Origin of the sequence: Vagococcus teuberi (assembly GCF_001870205.1) — a bacterium.
Taxonomy (GTDB): domain Bacteria; phylum Bacillota; class Bacilli; order Lactobacillales; family Vagococcaceae; genus Vagococcus; species Vagococcus teuberi.
This window is the reverse complement of the sequence record NZ_CP017267.1, coordinates 1,023,346-1,039,499: the sequence shown is the minus strand read 5'-3', so window position 1 is coordinate 1,039,499 and position 16,154 is coordinate 1,023,346. Positions and strand designations below refer to the sequence as shown.

The 16,154-nt window shown below is 34.7% G+C and carries 15 protein-coding genes; all 15 read right to left on the bottom strand.

What is annotated here, in order from left to right; genetic code table 11:
* Positions 1–36 precede the first annotated feature (36 nt).
* A complete protein-coding gene (gene murC / locus BHY08_RS04960) occupies positions 37–1,374 on the bottom strand; it encodes a UDP-N-acetylmuramate--L-alanine ligase (protein WP_071456821.1) in 1,338 nt (445 codons plus the stop codon).
* Positions 1,375–1,485: 111 nt separating this feature from the next.
* On the bottom strand, positions 1,486–2,280 hold the full coding sequence (locus BHY08_RS04955) for a hypothetical protein (RefSeq protein ID WP_157093632.1): 795 nt from the start codon (positions 2,278–2,280) through the stop codon (positions 1,486–1,488).
* Between the two features lie 117 nt (positions 2,281–2,397).
* The gene (locus BHY08_RS04950; RefSeq protein WP_071456819.1) at positions 2,398–2,721 is read right to left on the bottom strand and encodes a hypothetical protein; all 324 of its coding nucleotides are present in this window, start codon (positions 2,719–2,721) and stop codon (positions 2,398–2,400) included.
* A 122-nt stretch (positions 2,722–2,843) separates the two neighbouring features.
* Complete coding sequence (locus BHY08_RS04945; RefSeq protein ID WP_157093678.1) at positions 2,844–3,158, bottom strand: OsmC family protein; 315 nt, start codon at positions 3,156–3,158, stop codon at positions 2,844–2,846.
* 392 nt (positions 3,159–3,550) lie between these two features.
* On the bottom strand, positions 3,551–4,153 hold the full coding sequence (locus BHY08_RS04940; protein WP_071456818.1) for a DUF5052 family protein: 603 nt from the start codon (positions 4,151–4,153) through the stop codon (positions 3,551–3,553).
* A 62-nt stretch (positions 4,154–4,215) separates the two neighbouring features.
* Positions 4,216–6,813 (bottom strand): ATP-dependent chaperone ClpB, encoded by a 2,598-nt coding sequence (gene clpB, locus BHY08_RS04935; protein ID WP_071456817.1) that lies wholly within the window; start codon positions 6,811–6,813, stop codon positions 4,216–4,218.
* A 202-nt stretch (positions 6,814–7,015) separates the two neighbouring features.
* Positions 7,016–8,251, bottom strand: a complete 1,236-nt coding sequence (pepT, locus tag BHY08_RS04930) for a peptidase T (protein WP_071456816.1) — start codon at positions 8,249–8,251, stop codon at positions 7,016–7,018.
* Positions 8,252–8,264: 13 nt separating this feature from the next.
* Positions 8,265–9,383 (bottom strand): Nif3-like dinuclear metal center hexameric protein, encoded by a 1,119-nt coding sequence (locus BHY08_RS04925; protein ID WP_071456815.1) that lies wholly within the window; start codon positions 9,381–9,383, stop codon positions 8,265–8,267.
* Positions 9,380–10,081, bottom strand: coding sequence for a tRNA (adenine(22)-N(1))-methyltransferase (locus BHY08_RS04920; protein WP_071456814.1), 702 nt, complete (start codon positions 10,079–10,081; stop codon positions 9,380–9,382). The genes BHY08_RS04925 and BHY08_RS04920 overlap by 4 nt, the downstream gene beginning before the upstream one ends.
* A gap of 132 nt (positions 10,082–10,213) precedes the next feature.
* Complete coding sequence (typA, locus tag BHY08_RS04915) at positions 10,214–12,058, bottom strand: translational GTPase TypA (RefSeq protein WP_071456813.1); 1,845 nt, start codon at positions 12,056–12,058, stop codon at positions 10,214–10,216.
* A gap of 126 nt (positions 12,059–12,184) precedes the next feature.
* Positions 12,185–12,952, bottom strand: a complete 768-nt coding sequence (locus tag BHY08_RS04910) for an inositol monophosphatase family protein (RefSeq protein WP_071456812.1) — start codon at positions 12,950–12,952, stop codon at positions 12,185–12,187.
* Positions 12,942–13,235, bottom strand: a complete 294-nt coding sequence (locus BHY08_RS04905; RefSeq protein ID WP_084657302.1) for a UPF0223 family protein — start codon at positions 13,233–13,235, stop codon at positions 12,942–12,944. Before BHY08_RS04905 ends, BHY08_RS04910 begins: the two co-directional genes overlap by 11 nt.
* Positions 13,236–13,361: 126 nt before the next feature.
* Positions 13,362–14,798, bottom strand: coding sequence for a sensor histidine kinase (locus BHY08_RS04900; RefSeq protein ID WP_071456811.1), 1,437 nt, complete (start codon positions 14,796–14,798; stop codon positions 13,362–13,364).
* Between the two features lie 6 nt (positions 14,799–14,804).
* Positions 14,805–15,527 carry a response regulator transcription factor gene (locus BHY08_RS04895; protein WP_071456810.1) on the bottom strand — a complete coding sequence of 241 codons (723 nt, stop codon included), beginning with the start codon at positions 15,525–15,527 and terminating at the stop codon, positions 14,805–14,807.
* Positions 15,508–15,855, bottom strand: a complete 348-nt coding sequence (locus BHY08_RS04890) for an SdpI family protein (protein ID WP_169817665.1) — start codon at positions 15,853–15,855, stop codon at positions 15,508–15,510. The genes BHY08_RS04895 and BHY08_RS04890 overlap by 20 nt, the downstream gene beginning before the upstream one ends.
* Between the last annotated feature and the right edge of the window lie 299 nt (positions 15,856–16,154).

Genomic DNA, 16,154 nt, shown 5'->3' with positions numbered 1-16,154 from the left:
GTTTGTTATCTTACCATATTTAAAAAACATCACCAACTACATTGTGTTTGGACGTGTACTTCCTAATAAACTTTCATACGCCACTTCAAATTTCTGTACGTCTCCTGCTCCCATAAAAATGACAACAGCATCTTGGTAGTCAAGCAATGGTGACATATTTTCTAATGTAATTAAATCGCCACCTTTAGAAATTTTAACGCCTAAGTCTTCTATTTTAACAGAGCCAACTTCTTCTCTAGCTGATCCAAAGATATCACATAAATAAACATAGTCTGCATGATCAAGAGATTCAGCAAACTCATCTAGTAACGCAATGGTCCTAGTAAAAGTGTGCGGTTGAAATACTGCAATAATTTCTTTATCAGGGTATTTTTGTCTTGCTGCATCAATCGTCACTTTGATTTCAGCTGGATGATGCGCATAGTCATCAACAATGATCATGTCAGACACACATTTTTCACTAAAACGACGTTTCACGCCACCAAATGTCAACATCTCTTGTGCCACTAATGTCATATCGAATCCTTCAAGATGTGAAATTGCAATGACACTTAACGCATTTAAAATATTATGAACACCATAAGTAGGGACTTTGAATGAACCGATATTACTACCTTTATGTAACACATCAAAAGAAGATCCTTCTGTTGTTCTTTTGATATTCACTGCTTGGAAATCATCTGTATCATTTAAACCATAATAATAAATTGGTGCCTTAGTTTTCAAACGACGTAAGTTTTTATCATCTCCAAACGCAATAATACCTTTTTTGACTTGATTAGCAAATGATTGAAACGCATCAAATACGTCTTCAATGCCATGATAATAATCCGGGTGATCAAAATCGATATTTGTCATGATGGCGTAATCTGGTGAGTATGCTAAGAAATGGCGACGGTACTCACATGCTTCAAAACAGAAAAAATTTGCATTTGGTTCTCCGTGTCCAGTTCCATCTCCGATTAAGTAACTTGTCGGTTCAATACCAGAGAATACATGAGATAGTAAACCTGTTGTGGTTGTTTTTCCATGTGAACCTGTTACAGCAATACTTGTAAAATGTTTAATAAATTCACCTAAAAATTTGTGGTAACGAATCACTGGCAAGCCTTTTTTTAGAGCTGCTTTTATTTCGACATGACTATCAGGAAACGCATTTCCTGCAATAACAACCATATCTTCTTGAATATTTACTTCTTGGAATGGCTCGATAGTAATATTCGCTAACTCAAGTTCTCTCTGAGTAAAAATATATTTTGCTATATCAGAACCTTGTACTTTATAACCTTTTTGATGCAAGATTAAAGCTAAAGCACTCATCCCTGTTCCTTTAATTCCGACAAAATGGTATATTTTGTTTTGTTGCAGTTCCATAAAAAAACTCCTCTATTCATTAATTATCACTAACATGTATTATCTTACAATTAAGAAAACAATTCAATAAAAAATACTTACTTGAATCATTAGATTCTTGTAAGTATTCCCTTAGTCAAAATAATAATTGTCTAAGTGTTGACTTGATTCATCTTTCATAATACCTGACAACGATTTTTCTAGTCGATTATTTTTCTTAGATGAACTAGCCAATGTTTCATCAACCATTTCAACTGGATCTATTTCATCCATCAATAGCAGATTTTCTTCTGAGGCTTTTCTCAAGTCTTGAATCAATTGGGAAGAATCGACTTCATTCTTTTTTTCTATCTTATCTTCTATTAGAGAGGCAGGAATATATTTTGGTTTAAAAAGCTCTTGTGAATTCTCACCTGGCAAATGATACGATGATTCAAATGGTTTGCGGCTATTGTATTTTTTACGATACTTTGCTTGGCCATTTCGGTCTGTTTCATATAATTTATTTGAAAAAGATGATTGTGGTGCTTTATATTCTTGTTCAACCGGTTCTGCGTAGACTTGGTTATTCATTTTTTTAATCGCCACATCTTCGCTATTTAAACTTACATTTTTGTCTACTGACTTTTTAGGAATAGCTTGGGTTGGCGTTACGACTTGTTTTGGTTTTTTGATTTCAACTTTTTGTTGCACCAAACGAGTTGGTTCAGCACGTTCAATTTCAATCTCAGGTAATCCATCCTCACCGAAATACTTTGGTTCTGATACCATCTCAACTGGATCTAAAATCACTTTATCAGCTTGTGAGCTTTCAGAGGTACGATTAGGATTATCTATTGAATGTTGTTGTCTATTTAATTTGACTCCTGTCTCATCATCATAAGCAGGAAATCGAAAATGTTTACGTTTATCTGAAAAATTCATCATTCATCATTCCTTTAAATTCACTTTATTTATTCTAACATACCTCTAGTGATAAAACACTAATTTAACGTTAAATAAATAAAAAGCACAAAGTCTTCACTTTGTACTTTCATTGTTTATTTAGTGGAATAAATGCCATAGAAATGGTATATACACATCTAACAGTGGGGCAAGAATACCAAAAAGAATTAAACTAACACCAAAAATAGATAACACAATACCGCTAACTTTATGCGATTTTTTCAACATATAAAAGATTAATACAACAATAAGAGCAACTACCAATAAAATAGCTAGCTCAACTGAGCCCATATTTAAAGTATTTCCATTCATTAGTGGTTTAATAATTTGAGAATATAAAAACCAAATTAATTCAATCACATAAACAACCAAAAACCCTTTTAATAATAAGCGATATTTATTGTTTGACTGATTATTTGCCATTAATTCACTCCTCCCTTCTACATAGCACAATACGCATTATACCAAACTAAATGGCTTTTGTTAATCTTATTTAACTACCAAACAACAAAAAACTAGCCCTAAGGACTAGTTTAGTGAAAACATTATTTAATAATATACGATTCCATTTCAGGAGTGTTTTCAATTGTATCGGATACTGGACATGTTTCGTTGATAAAACGCACATAATCAGCAATTTCTTCGTCTGTGTTGTCTGCATTAATGTAGAAGGTTGATACAATTTTTGAAAAACCAACTTTAGCATTTGGATTTTTACCAGAAAATCCGTCAGTATCTAGCTCCCCTTCTACTTCAACTCGAATAGATTTAAGATTAATTTTATGAAAAGCGGCAAAGCTTTTAGCTACAATGACCTTACAAGCCCCTAATGCACCTAATAATGCTTCCACTGGATTCATTCCAGTATCATTTCCGCCTAGATTTTTAGGTTCGTCTAATACAAATTCAAAACCTAAATTCAAAACCTCTTGATTTTACAGAAACTTGTACTCCTTGAATATTCTCTGCTACTGTTTTAAATGTTCGAACTGTCATACTAACTTCCTCCTAATCTATACCTCTTACGCTATCACAAAATAAGTATTTTTTAACTCAAATGACGTTATTTTACTAAAATCCTATGATTTAAAAACGCTCTCAATCCTATTATATCACTCATCATTTCTAATAAAGAAGCTAATTTGACAATAACATAATAAACAGCAATATGATTGCTTTATATATACAATGAAACCTATCAGATTAACTAAAAAAAGAAGCCATAATAATCGCTTCTTTTCAATATTAAAGATTAATCAACTAATGCTTTATCATAAATCGTGTAATCACATCGGTAAATAAACAAATATTTTCCATCAATTAAAATCCCCGTACTTTTTGGCACATCTGTTGAATACATTGATACTTTATTCCCAGCATAAGTTGCTAGCGGGGTTCCATTTTGACTTCTTATCAAAATCACTTTGTCTTTTCCTTTAAACGAATTACTAAAATCATTCACCATTGAGTTAATCATTGGCACACTTCTTTTAGTATTGTTGATATCTACTTTGTCAGCATATTCATCAAAAACATTAGTCAACCCTTTTTCCTCAATAATCATTGATGAGCCAACATGATGCATTTCATTTTTACCGACAGTAATTTGAATGACACTAGAGTCTTTACTGTCTTCATCTGTGTCGAAGGTATTATCCCGTTCAATTTTGACAGATTTTCCTTGAACTTTATCCATCACTTGGCTTTGTTCATCATACGTTCTAACAGTCATCTCTAAGCCTTTAAAACTTTGTTCAAACTGCTTAAAAGAATTCATAATATCTTGGCAACCTGATAACATAATCACTGTTATACTTAATAATCCCACTACTAATAATTGTTTTTTATGTTTCATGATTAGCTCCTCTCCTTACTAAAAAAAGCAAAGATGATGTAACATCTTTGCTTTTTATTATACTACTCTTCGGTTTGTAATGCAGTAAATGATAATTTACCATCTACTACTTCAATCATGACGTCTGTTTTAGGACCGATTTTTCCAGCCACAATTTCTTTAGCAAGAGGTGTTTCCACTTCTTTCGTTAAGAAACGTTTGATTGGACGAGCACCGTAAATTGGATCGTATGCTTGTTCAGCAATCCAAGTTTTCGCATCCTCAGAGATTGTTAATTTGATATCTTGATGAGCTAAACGTCTTGTTAAGCTTTCAGTCATTTTCACGATGATATCTTTCACATTGTCTAGAGTAAGCGGACTAAACAAGATAGTATCATCAATACGGTTTAAGAATTCTGGTTTGAAGTGACCACGTAACATGTCAAGAACCCCTTCTCTAGCACTCTCAGATACGTTTCCATCTTCATCTACGCCATCAAGCAATAGTTGAGACCCAATATTACTTGTCATGATTAACACAGTGTTTTTAAAGTCAACGACACGACCTTTAGAGTCAGTCAAACGGCCATCATCTAACACTTGAAGTAAAATGTTAAACACATCTGGATGAGCTTTTTCAATTTCATCAAGTAAAACAATGGTGTAGGGACTTCTTCTTACTGCCTCTGTTAATTGGCCACCTTCTTCGTAACCAACATAGCCAGGAGGAGCTCCGACTAAACGAGACACGCTATGTTTTTCCATGTATTCACTCATATCCAAACGCACCATATGGTCTTCAGAGTCAAACAAGTTTTCAGCTAATGATTTCGCTAACTCTGTTTTACCCACACCAGTAGGTCCTAAGAATAAGAATGAACCAAGTGGACGATTAGGGTCTTGCAATCCGGCACGAGACCGAATCACCGCATCAGATACTGCATCGACTGCCTCATCTTGACCAATCACACGTTTATGGAGTGTTTCGTTTAAGCGTAAGATTTTTTCTCTTTCGCCTTCTTCAAGTCGTTTCACTGGAATACCAGTTAAGCGACCCACAACAATTGCGATTTCTTTTTCAGTTACCACTTCTTGTACCATACGGCCGTCATGTTTTTCTTTTTCTTCTAATTCTTTTAACTCTTTTTCAAGTTTTGGAATTGTTCCATGACGTAAGACAGCAGCTTCTTCTAAATCATAGTTGCTTTCTGCATTTTCAAGTTGTGTTCTAGCTTGATCTAACTCAGAACGTTTTTCATTTATTTTATTTAATTCTTCTTTTTCAGTTTCCCATTGCATTTTTAGTGTATTGGCTTCTTCTCTTAATTCAGCCAACTCACCTTGAAGAATGTCTAAACGTTTTTTACTTGCGTCGTCATCTTCTTTTTTAAGAGCCGCTTCTTCAATTTCTAATTGCATTAAACGTCTGGTTACTTGGTCTAATTCAGTTGGCATTGAATTCATTTCCACACGAATAGTCGCACACGCTTCATCGACTAAGTCAATCGCTTTATCAGGTAAGTAACGATCAGTGATGTAGCGGTTAGACAACGTACTTGCAGCGACTAACGCATTATCATGAATGTTTACCCCATGATGAATTTCAAAACGTTCTTTCAACCCACGTAGAATACTAATAGTGTCTTCTACAGTTGGTTCTTTAACTAATACTTTTTGGAAACGTCTTTCTAAGGCTTTATCTGTTTCCATGTATTCACGGTATTCATCAAGTGTTGTTGCCCCAATACAATGCAACTCACCACGAGCAAGCATTGGTTTAAGTAAGTTTCCGGCATCCATACTACCTTCTGTTTTACCCGCACCTACTATTGTATGAATTTCATCGATGAACAAAATAATCTCGCCATCGCTATTTTTGACTTCTTTTAAGACTGCTTTTAGACGCTCTTCAAATTCACCTCTGAATTTCGCCCCAGCAATCAATGATCCCATATCTAATGAGATGATGGTTTTATTTTTTAAGTTTTCAGGAACGTCTTTTTTCACGATACGTTGTGCCAATCCTTCGATGATGGCTGTTTTACCAACACCAGGTTCACCGATTAAAACAGGATTATTTTTTGTTTTACGTGATAAAATACGAATCACATCACGAATTTCTTCGTCACGTCCAATGATTGGATCTTGTTTTCCAGATTTTACTGCTTCATTAAGGTTTGTTCCGTATTTTTCTAGTGCTTCATATTGTTCTTCTTGATTTTGACTAGTCACACGTTCTCCTCCTCTCAAATCTTTAATACGTTCAGTTAGTTCAGCTTCGGTCACTTTTTGTGCCATTAAGAAACGGGTTAAACTAAAGTTTTTAAGTTTCATTAAGGCTAAAACCACTACTTCAGTTGACAAATAGTCGTCATTAAATGATTCTCTAATTTTATCTGCTTCTTGCAATAAGTGAAACAAGTTTTGACTTAAGTTTTGTCCATATTGGACATTTCCACTAACGGTTGGTAATTTATCTAATTCATTATCGACTTCTCTTTCAAATGCATCAACATCTAAGCCAATACCGGCATATAAGTTTCTAGCAAAATGATTGGGTTGTAAGAATATTTTCCATAAGTGGACAATATCAATCTCTTGATTTTTTCGAGTGATTGCAACTTGTTGCGCTTCTGCGATTGCTTGTTGCAATGTCGTAGTCATTTTTTCTATATTCATATCATTACCCCCTTATTCTTAACTACAAAATATATTTTACATCATAGGTCAAAATAGGTCAAACAAAAAGACTCGACATCAAACTGATAAGTTTATTCTAATATATATAAGTGATTAAAACCACACTTTTTAGGTCTTTAAAACGACAGTTTTCATCAAAAGACATAAAAAAGACTCGATTATCACCGAGTCTTCAAACTATTTACGATTTTTCTTCATTAAGTTTAACAATTTCTACGATTAAGCTAGTCGCTTTTTCCATGCTTTCAACTGCCACATATTCAAAACGTCCATGCATGTTTTCCCCACCAGCAAAAATATTTGGTGTAGGTAATCCCATGTAAGAAATTTTAGAACCGTCTGTTCCACCGCGTACGGGTGCTTTATTTGGTTCAATGTCTAAATTACGCATTGCTTCGTCTACTAAATCAATGATACTCATATCTTTTTCGATAACTTCACGCATGTTGTAGTATTGGTCAAATAAGTTTAATGACACACGTTCTTGACCAAAGTTGTCGTTAAATTCTTTTACGATGGATTCAAGTAGTGATTTACGTGCTTCAAATTTTTCACGGTCATGATCGCGAATAATGTAAGTCATCGTTGCTTCATCAGGCACACCATCTAATTGTAATAAATGGAAGAATCCTTCATATCCATCTGTTTTTTCAGGAACTTCATCTTGTGGTAATTTATTATGTAAGTCAATGGCTACTTGCAAGGCATTAATCATGGTATTTTTCGCTGTACCTGGGTGAACGTTTTTACCTTCAATTGAAATTTCTGCTTGAGCAGCACTAAATGTTTCAAATTGTAATTCACCAACTGGTCCACCATCCATCGTATAAGCAAAGTCTACTGGGAATTCTTCGACATTAAATTTATCCGCTCCAACACCGATTTCTTCGTCTGGACCAAACGCTACCATGATTTTACCATGTTTAATTTCTGGATGATTCACTAAATATTCCATCGCAGTCATAATTTCAGCAATACCTGATTTATCATCTGCTCCTAAAAGAGTTGAACCATCCGTTGTAATCAATGTTTGACCTTTGTAGTTAGCTAAGTTAGGGAAATCTTTAACGGTTAACTTAAATTTGCCTTCTTTATCTAAAGGAATATCACTTTGACCATCATAATTTTCTACAAATTGTGGGTTCACACCAACTGCATTAAAATCAGCTGTGTCCATATGTGCAATAAATCCAATGCTACGCACGTCTTTGTCTGTATTGCTTGATAATGTCGCAATCACAAACCCGTTTTCTTCGTTATGGAATACATCTGACATACCAATCTCTTCTAATTCTTTTTTCAACTCTTTGGCAAAGGCAATTTGAGTTGTTGTTGATGGTGTTGTCTTGCTTGTTGCGTCCGATCTTGTTTCTGTCTTAACATACTTGATAAATCTTGGTACTAAATTTGTATACATAATTGACACTCCCTTATATTATTTCAAATGGATTAGTATTCACGTCACTTTCGATGAACGTGACATCCCAATCATTTTGTTGTTTCCATTGATTAAATAAATCAACATAGTATTTTTTACATACTGACTCAATATAATGTCCTGGGTCAATCACTGATAACCCTTCTTCCATCATATCGTGAGCTGTATGGTAATACACATCTCCGGTAATATAAACATCTGCCCCTTTTTTAAGGGCGTCTTTATAAAACTTCTCACCACTACCACCACAAATGGCCACTGTTTTTACTTGTTTATCTTTTGTATCAGTCGTTAAACGAATGGCATTTAAACCAAATGTCTGTTTAACTTTTTCAACAAAATCAAGCAAAGGCATTGGTTGTGGTAGAATACCAATACGACCGATTCCATATGTTTTTGATATATTTTCTAGTGGAAAAATATCAAACATCGGCTCTTCATATGGGTGATACTCATTAATAATTGACAGCACTGTTGGGTACTCTTGGGGTAAAAACATCACTTCAATTTTTTCTTCTTCAACACTTGTCAGCTCGTTATTCTCACCAATTGCTGGTTGCGCCTTTTCAAGTGGACGGAAACGACCTGTTCCATGAGAAGAAAAACTTGTGTAATCATAATCATGATAAGCACCAATGCCTGCAGCACCAAATGCTTCTCGTAGTGACTCTGCATGAGTTGTCGGAACATAAACTACTAACTTGCGGTAAAAATATTCGTGAGTTTGACGTAAATAATCCGTCGCGTCAATATCTAACATCTCACAAAATAAATCATTCAACCCATTGTCAACAATATCCATATTTGTGTGTGCTGCGTAGACGGCGATATCATGTTTTAATAAGTCAGCATACATTTTAGTTTGAAAATCATCGACCAACAAATGCTTCACTGGGCGAAAAATCGGTGGATGTTTGGCAACGATTAAATCTATCTTTTTATCAATTGCTTCTTGCACCACATCTGGTCTCACGTCTAATGTCATCATCACACGGTTAATCGGTTTATTCAGTGTACCAATATGCAAGCCAACTGGATCGCTATCTTCAGCTAGATCTAATGGTACGACTGATTCAAATTGTTTAATAAATTCAGCTCCTGTTATTTTCATGACAGTACCTCCTTGATTAAATCACATTGATGATTAATTTGGGCGATTTTCTCGTCTTGATTTGTTTTAGATTGAGATAGTTGTTTTTTCACACGTTCATATTGTTCTAGTTCAAATTGCCATTTTTTCTTAAAGATATCTGATGACTCTTTCATTAAAAATGGACCAAATAATTCTTCTGATTCAGTTAGCTCTACTTTTCTATCAGATGCTTCAGCGACCATAATTTCGTATGTTTTATCATTCTCACTCAATATTTTTTCATCTTGAATGATGTAATGATTTTCAACTAACCAATGTCTTAGGACATGAGAGCCAACGTTTGGTTGTAAGATTAATAATTCTTTGCGGGTTAAACATTTTTTGTTTTTACCTCGTTCTAAAATATCTCGAATTAATGTGCCACCCATCCCACAAATCGTGATAGCACTCACGTTATCATAAGCTTTGATGACTTCCAAGCCATCTCCTAATCTAACATCTATTTTATCTGTCAGTAATAAATCATTGACTAATTTTTCAGCAGATTCATATGGACCTTTGACGACTTCTCCGGCAATAGCTCCTGTAATCTGATTATTTAATATTAAATGAGCAGGCAAATAAGCATGGTCAGAGCCGATATCAGCTAAAAAACTACCCTGTGGTACTAACTTCGCTACTGCTTCCAAACGGTTTGATAATTGTTGATAATCCATATATTCGCCTCACTTTTTGTCATTAATCTTATTATAACACTAATCGTATTTTTTTAAATAATATTAACTGTATGATTTGTGTTATTTATAAAAAAAGACCGACAAGTAAACTTGCCAGTCCTTTAAATTTAATTAAGCATTGTCTGCTTGTTTTTTACGTTTTGCTGCTTTTTCACGTTCAGCTTTGTTTAATATTTGTTTTCTTAAACGAATGCTTTCTGGTGTTACTTCACAGTATTCATCGTCATTTAAGAATTGTAATGATTCTTCTAATGTTAAGATTTTTGGTTTTTTAATAACTGATGTTTGGTCTTTTGTTGCAGAACGCACGTTAGTCATTTGTTTTGCTTTCGTGATGTTAACACCTAAGTCATTTTCACGAGAGTTTTGACCAACGATCATTCCTTCGTATACTTCTGTACCTGGCTCAACAAAGACAGTACCACGTTCTTCAATACTCATGATAGAGTAAGTTGTTGCTTTACCTTGGTCGATAGAGACTAAGGCACCATTACGACGACCACTTACTAAACCAGAAATAACTGGTAAGTATGAGTCAAACGTGTGGTTCATGATACCATATCCACGAGTTAATGACATAAATTCAGTTGAGTAACCAATTAATCCACGAGCTGGAGCTAAGAAGATTAAGCGGACTTGACCATTACCTGAGTTGATCATGTCTTGCATTTCTGCTTTACGTTGACCTAATGACTCGATAACCCCACCCATGTATTCTTCAGGTGTATCAATTTGCACACGTTCAAATGGCTCACATAATACGCCATCAACGTCACGATAAATAACGCTTGGTCGAGATACTTGTAACTCATATCCTTCACGACGCATGTTTTCTATTAAGATAGATAAATGCAATTCTCCACGTCCAGAAACGATCCATTTATCTGGCGATTCAGTTTCTTCAACTTTTAGAGACACATCTGTTTGTAATTGGTTTTGTAGACGTTCTTCGATTTTACGAGCAGTCACGTATTTACCTTCGCGACCTGCAAATGGAGAGTTGTTTACTAAGAAAGTCATTTGTAATGTTGGCTCATCAATGTGTAAGATTGGTAACGCATCTTGGTTGTCAACGGGTGTAACAGTTTCTCCAACGAAGATATCTTCCATACCTGAAACCGCAATTAAATCTCCCGCTTTAGCTTCATTGATTTCCACACGAGTTAGGCCTAAGAAACCTAATAATTTAGTGACACGGAATTTTTTAACAGAACCATCTAATTTCATTAAGGCAACTTGGTCCCCAACTTTGATTGTTCCGCGGAATACACGACCAATCCCAATACGTCCAACATAATCGTTGTAATCAAGTAATGATACTTGGAATTGTAATGGCTCATCACTATTATCAACTGGAGCTGGAATATGCTCAATAATTGAATCAAGTACGTGATTCATTGTGTGTTCTTGATCAGCTGGATCATCAGATAAACTTGATGTTCCGTTTACAGCTGCAGCATAAACAACTGGGAATTCCAATTGATCATCATCAGCCCCAAGCTCGATGAATAACTCTAATACTTCATCCACTACTTCAGCTGGACGAGCAGTTGGTTTGTCAATTTTATTTACAACCACGATTGGTGTTAATTTTTGCTCTAAGGCTTTTTTCAACACAAAACGTGTTTGAGGCATTGTTCCTTCATACGCATCAACAACAAGTACCACACCGTCTACCATTTTCATGATACGTTCAACTTCTCCACCAAAGTCCGCATGTCCTGGTGTATCTAAGATGTTGATGTGTTTTCCAGCATAGTTGATGGCTGTATTTTTAGCTAAAATCGTAATACCACGTTCTTTTTCAATATCACCAGAGTCCATTGCACGTTCTTGTAACTGTGTATGGCCTTCCAATGTATTAGATTGTTTTAACAACTCGTCTACCAAAGTTGTTTTACCATGGTCAACGTGGGCGATAATGGCCACATTACGAATATCTTCTCTTAATTTCACTATTATATACTCTCCTTACTGTTTAAAAAACATAAGCGATTAATCCTCGCTTAAATTAACCGACTATTCAGTATAACAAAAAAATTACATGAAAAAAAGTGAAAGTTTTTCATTTTTCACTTATTTTTAAAAAAATTTTTGCATATCACTAAATGTTTGTGGTGTGGCAACGACAAAATACTGGCGATCGCCTAAAATATCATAATCAGAATCTGGGTATTTCCGACAAACAAATCCTAATGCCTCAGCTAAAACTGTACCAGCTGCAAAATCCCAAGGAGCTAAGTTTGATATATAGCCATTTTGTTTGCCACGAATGACACTTAAAAAGTCTAATCCGGCACAACCTAACATTCTAACGCCAATAGCTGCTGAAGCAATCTCTTTACTGTGCTTGTAGTTCTCCGAATACATACCAACATTACATCCTATCAAGCCATCTGCCAAAGATAAATCTTCTGGTTTATCTAATTTTGTTCCATTTAGATAAACGCCGATTTCTAGTCCACCATAAGCAAATTCATTTTTCATCACATCATAAATAAACCCAAGAAGTGGTTTACCGTTTTCAAAAATCCCAACCATAATACAAAAATTTTCTTGTTGTTTTACGAAATTCAACGTGCCATCGATTGGATCGATAATCCAAATACGTCCATCAGTTGTCGACACATCTCTTCCTGTTCCTTCTTCTCCAATAATCAAGTCATCTGGATAAGTTTCATTGATTTTATTTACTAAAAAGGCTTCGGTACCTTTATCGACATTAGTAACTAGGTCGCTGCGATTTGATTTTTGTTCCACTTTAACAACTTGTTTTAATTCAGTTTTTATGTATTCACCAGCTTCTTCAACCCATCCCTTAACTTGCTGCATTAATTCTCTATTTTCCATTGTCTAGGTCCTTTCTTTTGATGATTCCTGTTTGCTTTTTCTTTGCGACAGTTACAACCCGGTATAACGAATACCCGCTAACGTCCTCAAAGTCTCGCCCTAATTGACGTTCTTCTCCGATACTTTTTACCACTGATTTAAATTCTTTATAGGTATCAAAAAATTCATCCACGTCTATTTTTGATTCGTAAGCCCTCTCAACTGCTTGCCAAATTCCCATTACTTTTATCAATTCATCTGTCGTCCAATCTGGATTCATTGGATACGTAAAGTTCTCTTTCACATACTCACCTGTTCTTTTTATAATATCTTGTCTAGTTAAAAGTGTATCAAAAAAACAAGTAAAGAGATAGTAAAAACGAACAAAAGCCAAAAAAGACTTAAACAAACATCTTTCTTGGCTTTATTTTTATTTTGGTAACTCATGATCTGGAAATGTTACTTTAAAAGTTGTCCCTACACCAGGCTCACTAAATACTTGGATGGTTCCTTTATGAAGCTTGACTAATTGGTCAACAATCGATAGACCTAGTCCTGATTCACCGTATTTTGTGTTTTTGCGTGATGGGTCAGCTTTATAGTAGCGATCCCACATATTTTTTTGCTGTTCTTTATCCATTCCAATACCATTGTCAGAAATCGTGACAACAGTCGCATCATCAAGACGTTCAAGACCTAATTTAATTTCACCATCTTCGGTAAATTGGATCGCATTTGTTGTGATATTCACCACTACCTGCACGAAGCGGTCATAATCAGCGTATACATCAATCGGTTCAACTGTCTCTAAAATAAGTTTATCATTTTTGTCGGTCGCCTTACCTTTAAGCTGTTCAACAATCAACTCAAGCACTTCTGTGGCATTAAATTTCTGGATAATCATCTTTATCTGATTGGTTCGAATTTTTTCATAGTCAAGATTTTCATTAACTAACCGAATCAATCGTTTTGTTTCATTTTGCATTAATGTGATACATTTTTCTTCTTGATCTTTCGGAATAGCACCATAAGCTATACCTTCTAATAAGCCATTTATCGTTGTCAATGGCGTACGCATTTCATGAGCAACATCTGCCATAAAATTACGTCTTCGCTCTTCTTGACGCTCGATTTCTTCCTGTGATTCTCTTAGCGCAATGGCCAATAAATTAAAGTCAGATGCTAATTCATCCAACTCATCACCTTTATCTTTTACCTTGATTTGCACATCATAATTTCCATTAGCTAATTGGTTGGTTGCTTGTTTCATACGATCGATTCGTTTTACTTGAAATTTCGCTAAAAAATAACTTAACCATATGGCGATAATGGTTGCGATTAAAAATCCTTTAAATAAATCGTTGGTTAGTGATTTTAAACTGGCATCTATGCTGCTATCAGGTCTGGATACAAGAATCAATCCAATAAACTGCAAGTCAGGTGAAGAGAAAATCGGTTGGATAAACAGTGAGGTTGGTTGACTACCTACAGAAAGTTTTGTGTCTTTCACTGTTTTTTTGATCGTATTACCATTTCTTAACGATTCCAATTCACTCTTTGTTACATAACTTGAGCCACTTTGCCCCTCAAACTCAATAGGATAACTCACTGTTAAGTCTGGATTCAAGACAGTAAATGCCACTTTTTGTTTTTTCAAAACAGATTGAGAAGTGTCTAATGATTGCTGAAGCGTCCAATTTTGTTGTTTGATATTATCAATAACGGTATCAGAGTACCCCTTTAGCTGAGCATAAGAGGTCTCTGTCACAGTTCGCTTTGTATACGAGCGAAACGAAATACCGAAAATGATTAATACTGTCAAAATTATGACGACAAAAGCCAGCATCTGCTGAAGTAGATATTTCATCGTTATCTACACTTTAATACCTGAATCATCAAATTTATATCCAACTCCCCAAACTGTTTGAATCGCTTGTGGCCCAACTTTTTCAATTTTTTGTCTTAATTTTTTAATGTGTGCGTCAACTGTACGTTCATCGCCAAAATATTGGTAATCCCAAACTAATTCCAATAATTTTTCACGTGAAAACACTTGTCTTGGTTTTTTAGCTAAAGTTAATAATAAATCAAACTCTTTAGGCGTTAAGCCACCAACAATTTGATCGTCAAAATAAGCTTCACGGGTATTAACATTAATTTTAAAGTGCTCTGTTTTAACATCGAAGTCTTCACTGCTACCATTAGCAGTACTATCGCTACCTTCTTTTATTTGTGAACGACGATGTAACGCCTTAATTCGAGCGATTAAAGTAATTGGACTAAACGGTTTAGTCACATAATCATCAGCGCCCATCTCAAGACCAATAACTTGATCACTTTCAGAATCCCTAGCCGTTAACATAATAATCGGTACACTAGAAGATTCTTTTCTAATTTCACGACAGACAGTCACCCCATCCATTGTTGGTAAATTTAAATCCAGTGTAATCATATCCCATGATGATGGATCCTCAAGAAATGTATCTAATCCTTCTTTTCCATCATACTTGAAGGTGACATCCCACTCCTCATTCAAAAAGAACATTTTCATCATTTCTGAGACAGACTCGTTGTCTTCAATCATTAATAACTTCATGTGTATCCCCCATTTCATTTTTACCAATCTTGCGGTCGAAGTCATCATTTAATATCTCAAGACGACGTTCAATCTGATAGAATACGCTAATAATAGGTATTGCTATCAAAAATATTTCTAACATAAAGAATTGTGATACTCCATTACTCTTTAAAATAAGCCCTATCACCCAAGTGCCTAATCCTATTAAGAGTAACATTTTGGCAGCCACTTTTTGAGCATACTTAAACGAGGCATCTGTGTATCTTGCTCTTTGTGTGCGGTATCCGTATTTATTTTCGCGCTTTTTCGAAGGAAAAATCAAATAAATAACACCTAAGATTGTCATAATCATTCCAACAAAACTAAATATCAAACTAACACCTACCTTACATTCCTTCTAATAGTATACTCTTTTTAGAACATATATGAAACTAAAATGGACATAATTATTAAATAAGCACCTAAATAACTTTACAAAAATCTTTTAATTATTTCAATCACAACTGGCTTCTTTTAAATAAATATTTAACTTTCTATTTATTCTTCGTATTTTCGTTTATTTTCTTTCTTATTCTAAGTTTAAATCATAAAAAATAGGAAGATGAACGCAAATGTCCTTCACGTTTTCTTCCCATTCTGCTAGTT

Coding starts and splice junctions, on each gene's coding strand:
- murC (WP_071456821.1), bottom strand. CDS start 1,374: ATGGAACTGCAACAAAACAAAATATACCATTTTGTCGGAATTAAAGGA.
- BHY08_RS04955 (WP_157093632.1), bottom strand. CDS start 2,280: ATGATGAATTTTTCAGATAAACGTAAACATTTTCGATTTCCTGCTTAT.
- BHY08_RS04950 (WP_071456819.1), bottom strand. CDS start 2,721: ATGGCAAATAATCAGTCAAACAATAAATATCGCTTATTATTAAAAGGG.
- BHY08_RS04945 (WP_157093678.1), bottom strand. CDS start 3,158: ATGAATCCAGTGGAAGCATTATTAGGTGCATTAGGGGCTTGTAAGGTC.
- BHY08_RS04940 (WP_071456818.1), bottom strand. CDS start 4,153: ATGAAACATAAAAAACAATTATTAGTAGTGGGATTATTAAGTATAACA.
- clpB (WP_071456817.1), bottom strand. CDS start 6,813: ATGAATATAGAAAAAATGACTACGACATTGCAACAAGCAATCGCAGAA.
- pepT (WP_071456816.1), bottom strand. CDS start 8,251: ATGTATACAAATTTAGTACCAAGATTTATCAAGTATGTTAAGACAGAA.
- BHY08_RS04925 (WP_071456815.1), bottom strand. CDS start 9,383: ATGAAAATAACAGGAGCTGAATTTATTAAACAATTTGAATCAGTCGTA.
- BHY08_RS04920 (WP_071456814.1), bottom strand. CDS start 10,081: ATGGATTATCAACAATTATCAAACCGTTTGGAAGCAGTAGCGAAGTTA.
- BHY08_RS04910 (WP_071456812.1), bottom strand. CDS start 12,952: ATGGAAAATAGAGAATTAATGCAGCAAGTTAAGGGATGGGTTGAAGAA.
- BHY08_RS04900 (WP_071456811.1), bottom strand. CDS start 14,798: ATGAAATATCTACTTCAGCAGATGCTGGCTTTTGTCGTCATAATTTTG.
- BHY08_RS04895 (WP_071456810.1), bottom strand. CDS start 15,527: ATGAAGTTATTAATGATTGAAGACAACGAGTCTGTCTCAGAAATGATG.
- BHY08_RS04890 (WP_169817665.1), bottom strand. CDS start 15,855: ATGACAATCTTAGGTGTTATTTATTTGATTTTTCCTTCGAAAAAGCGC.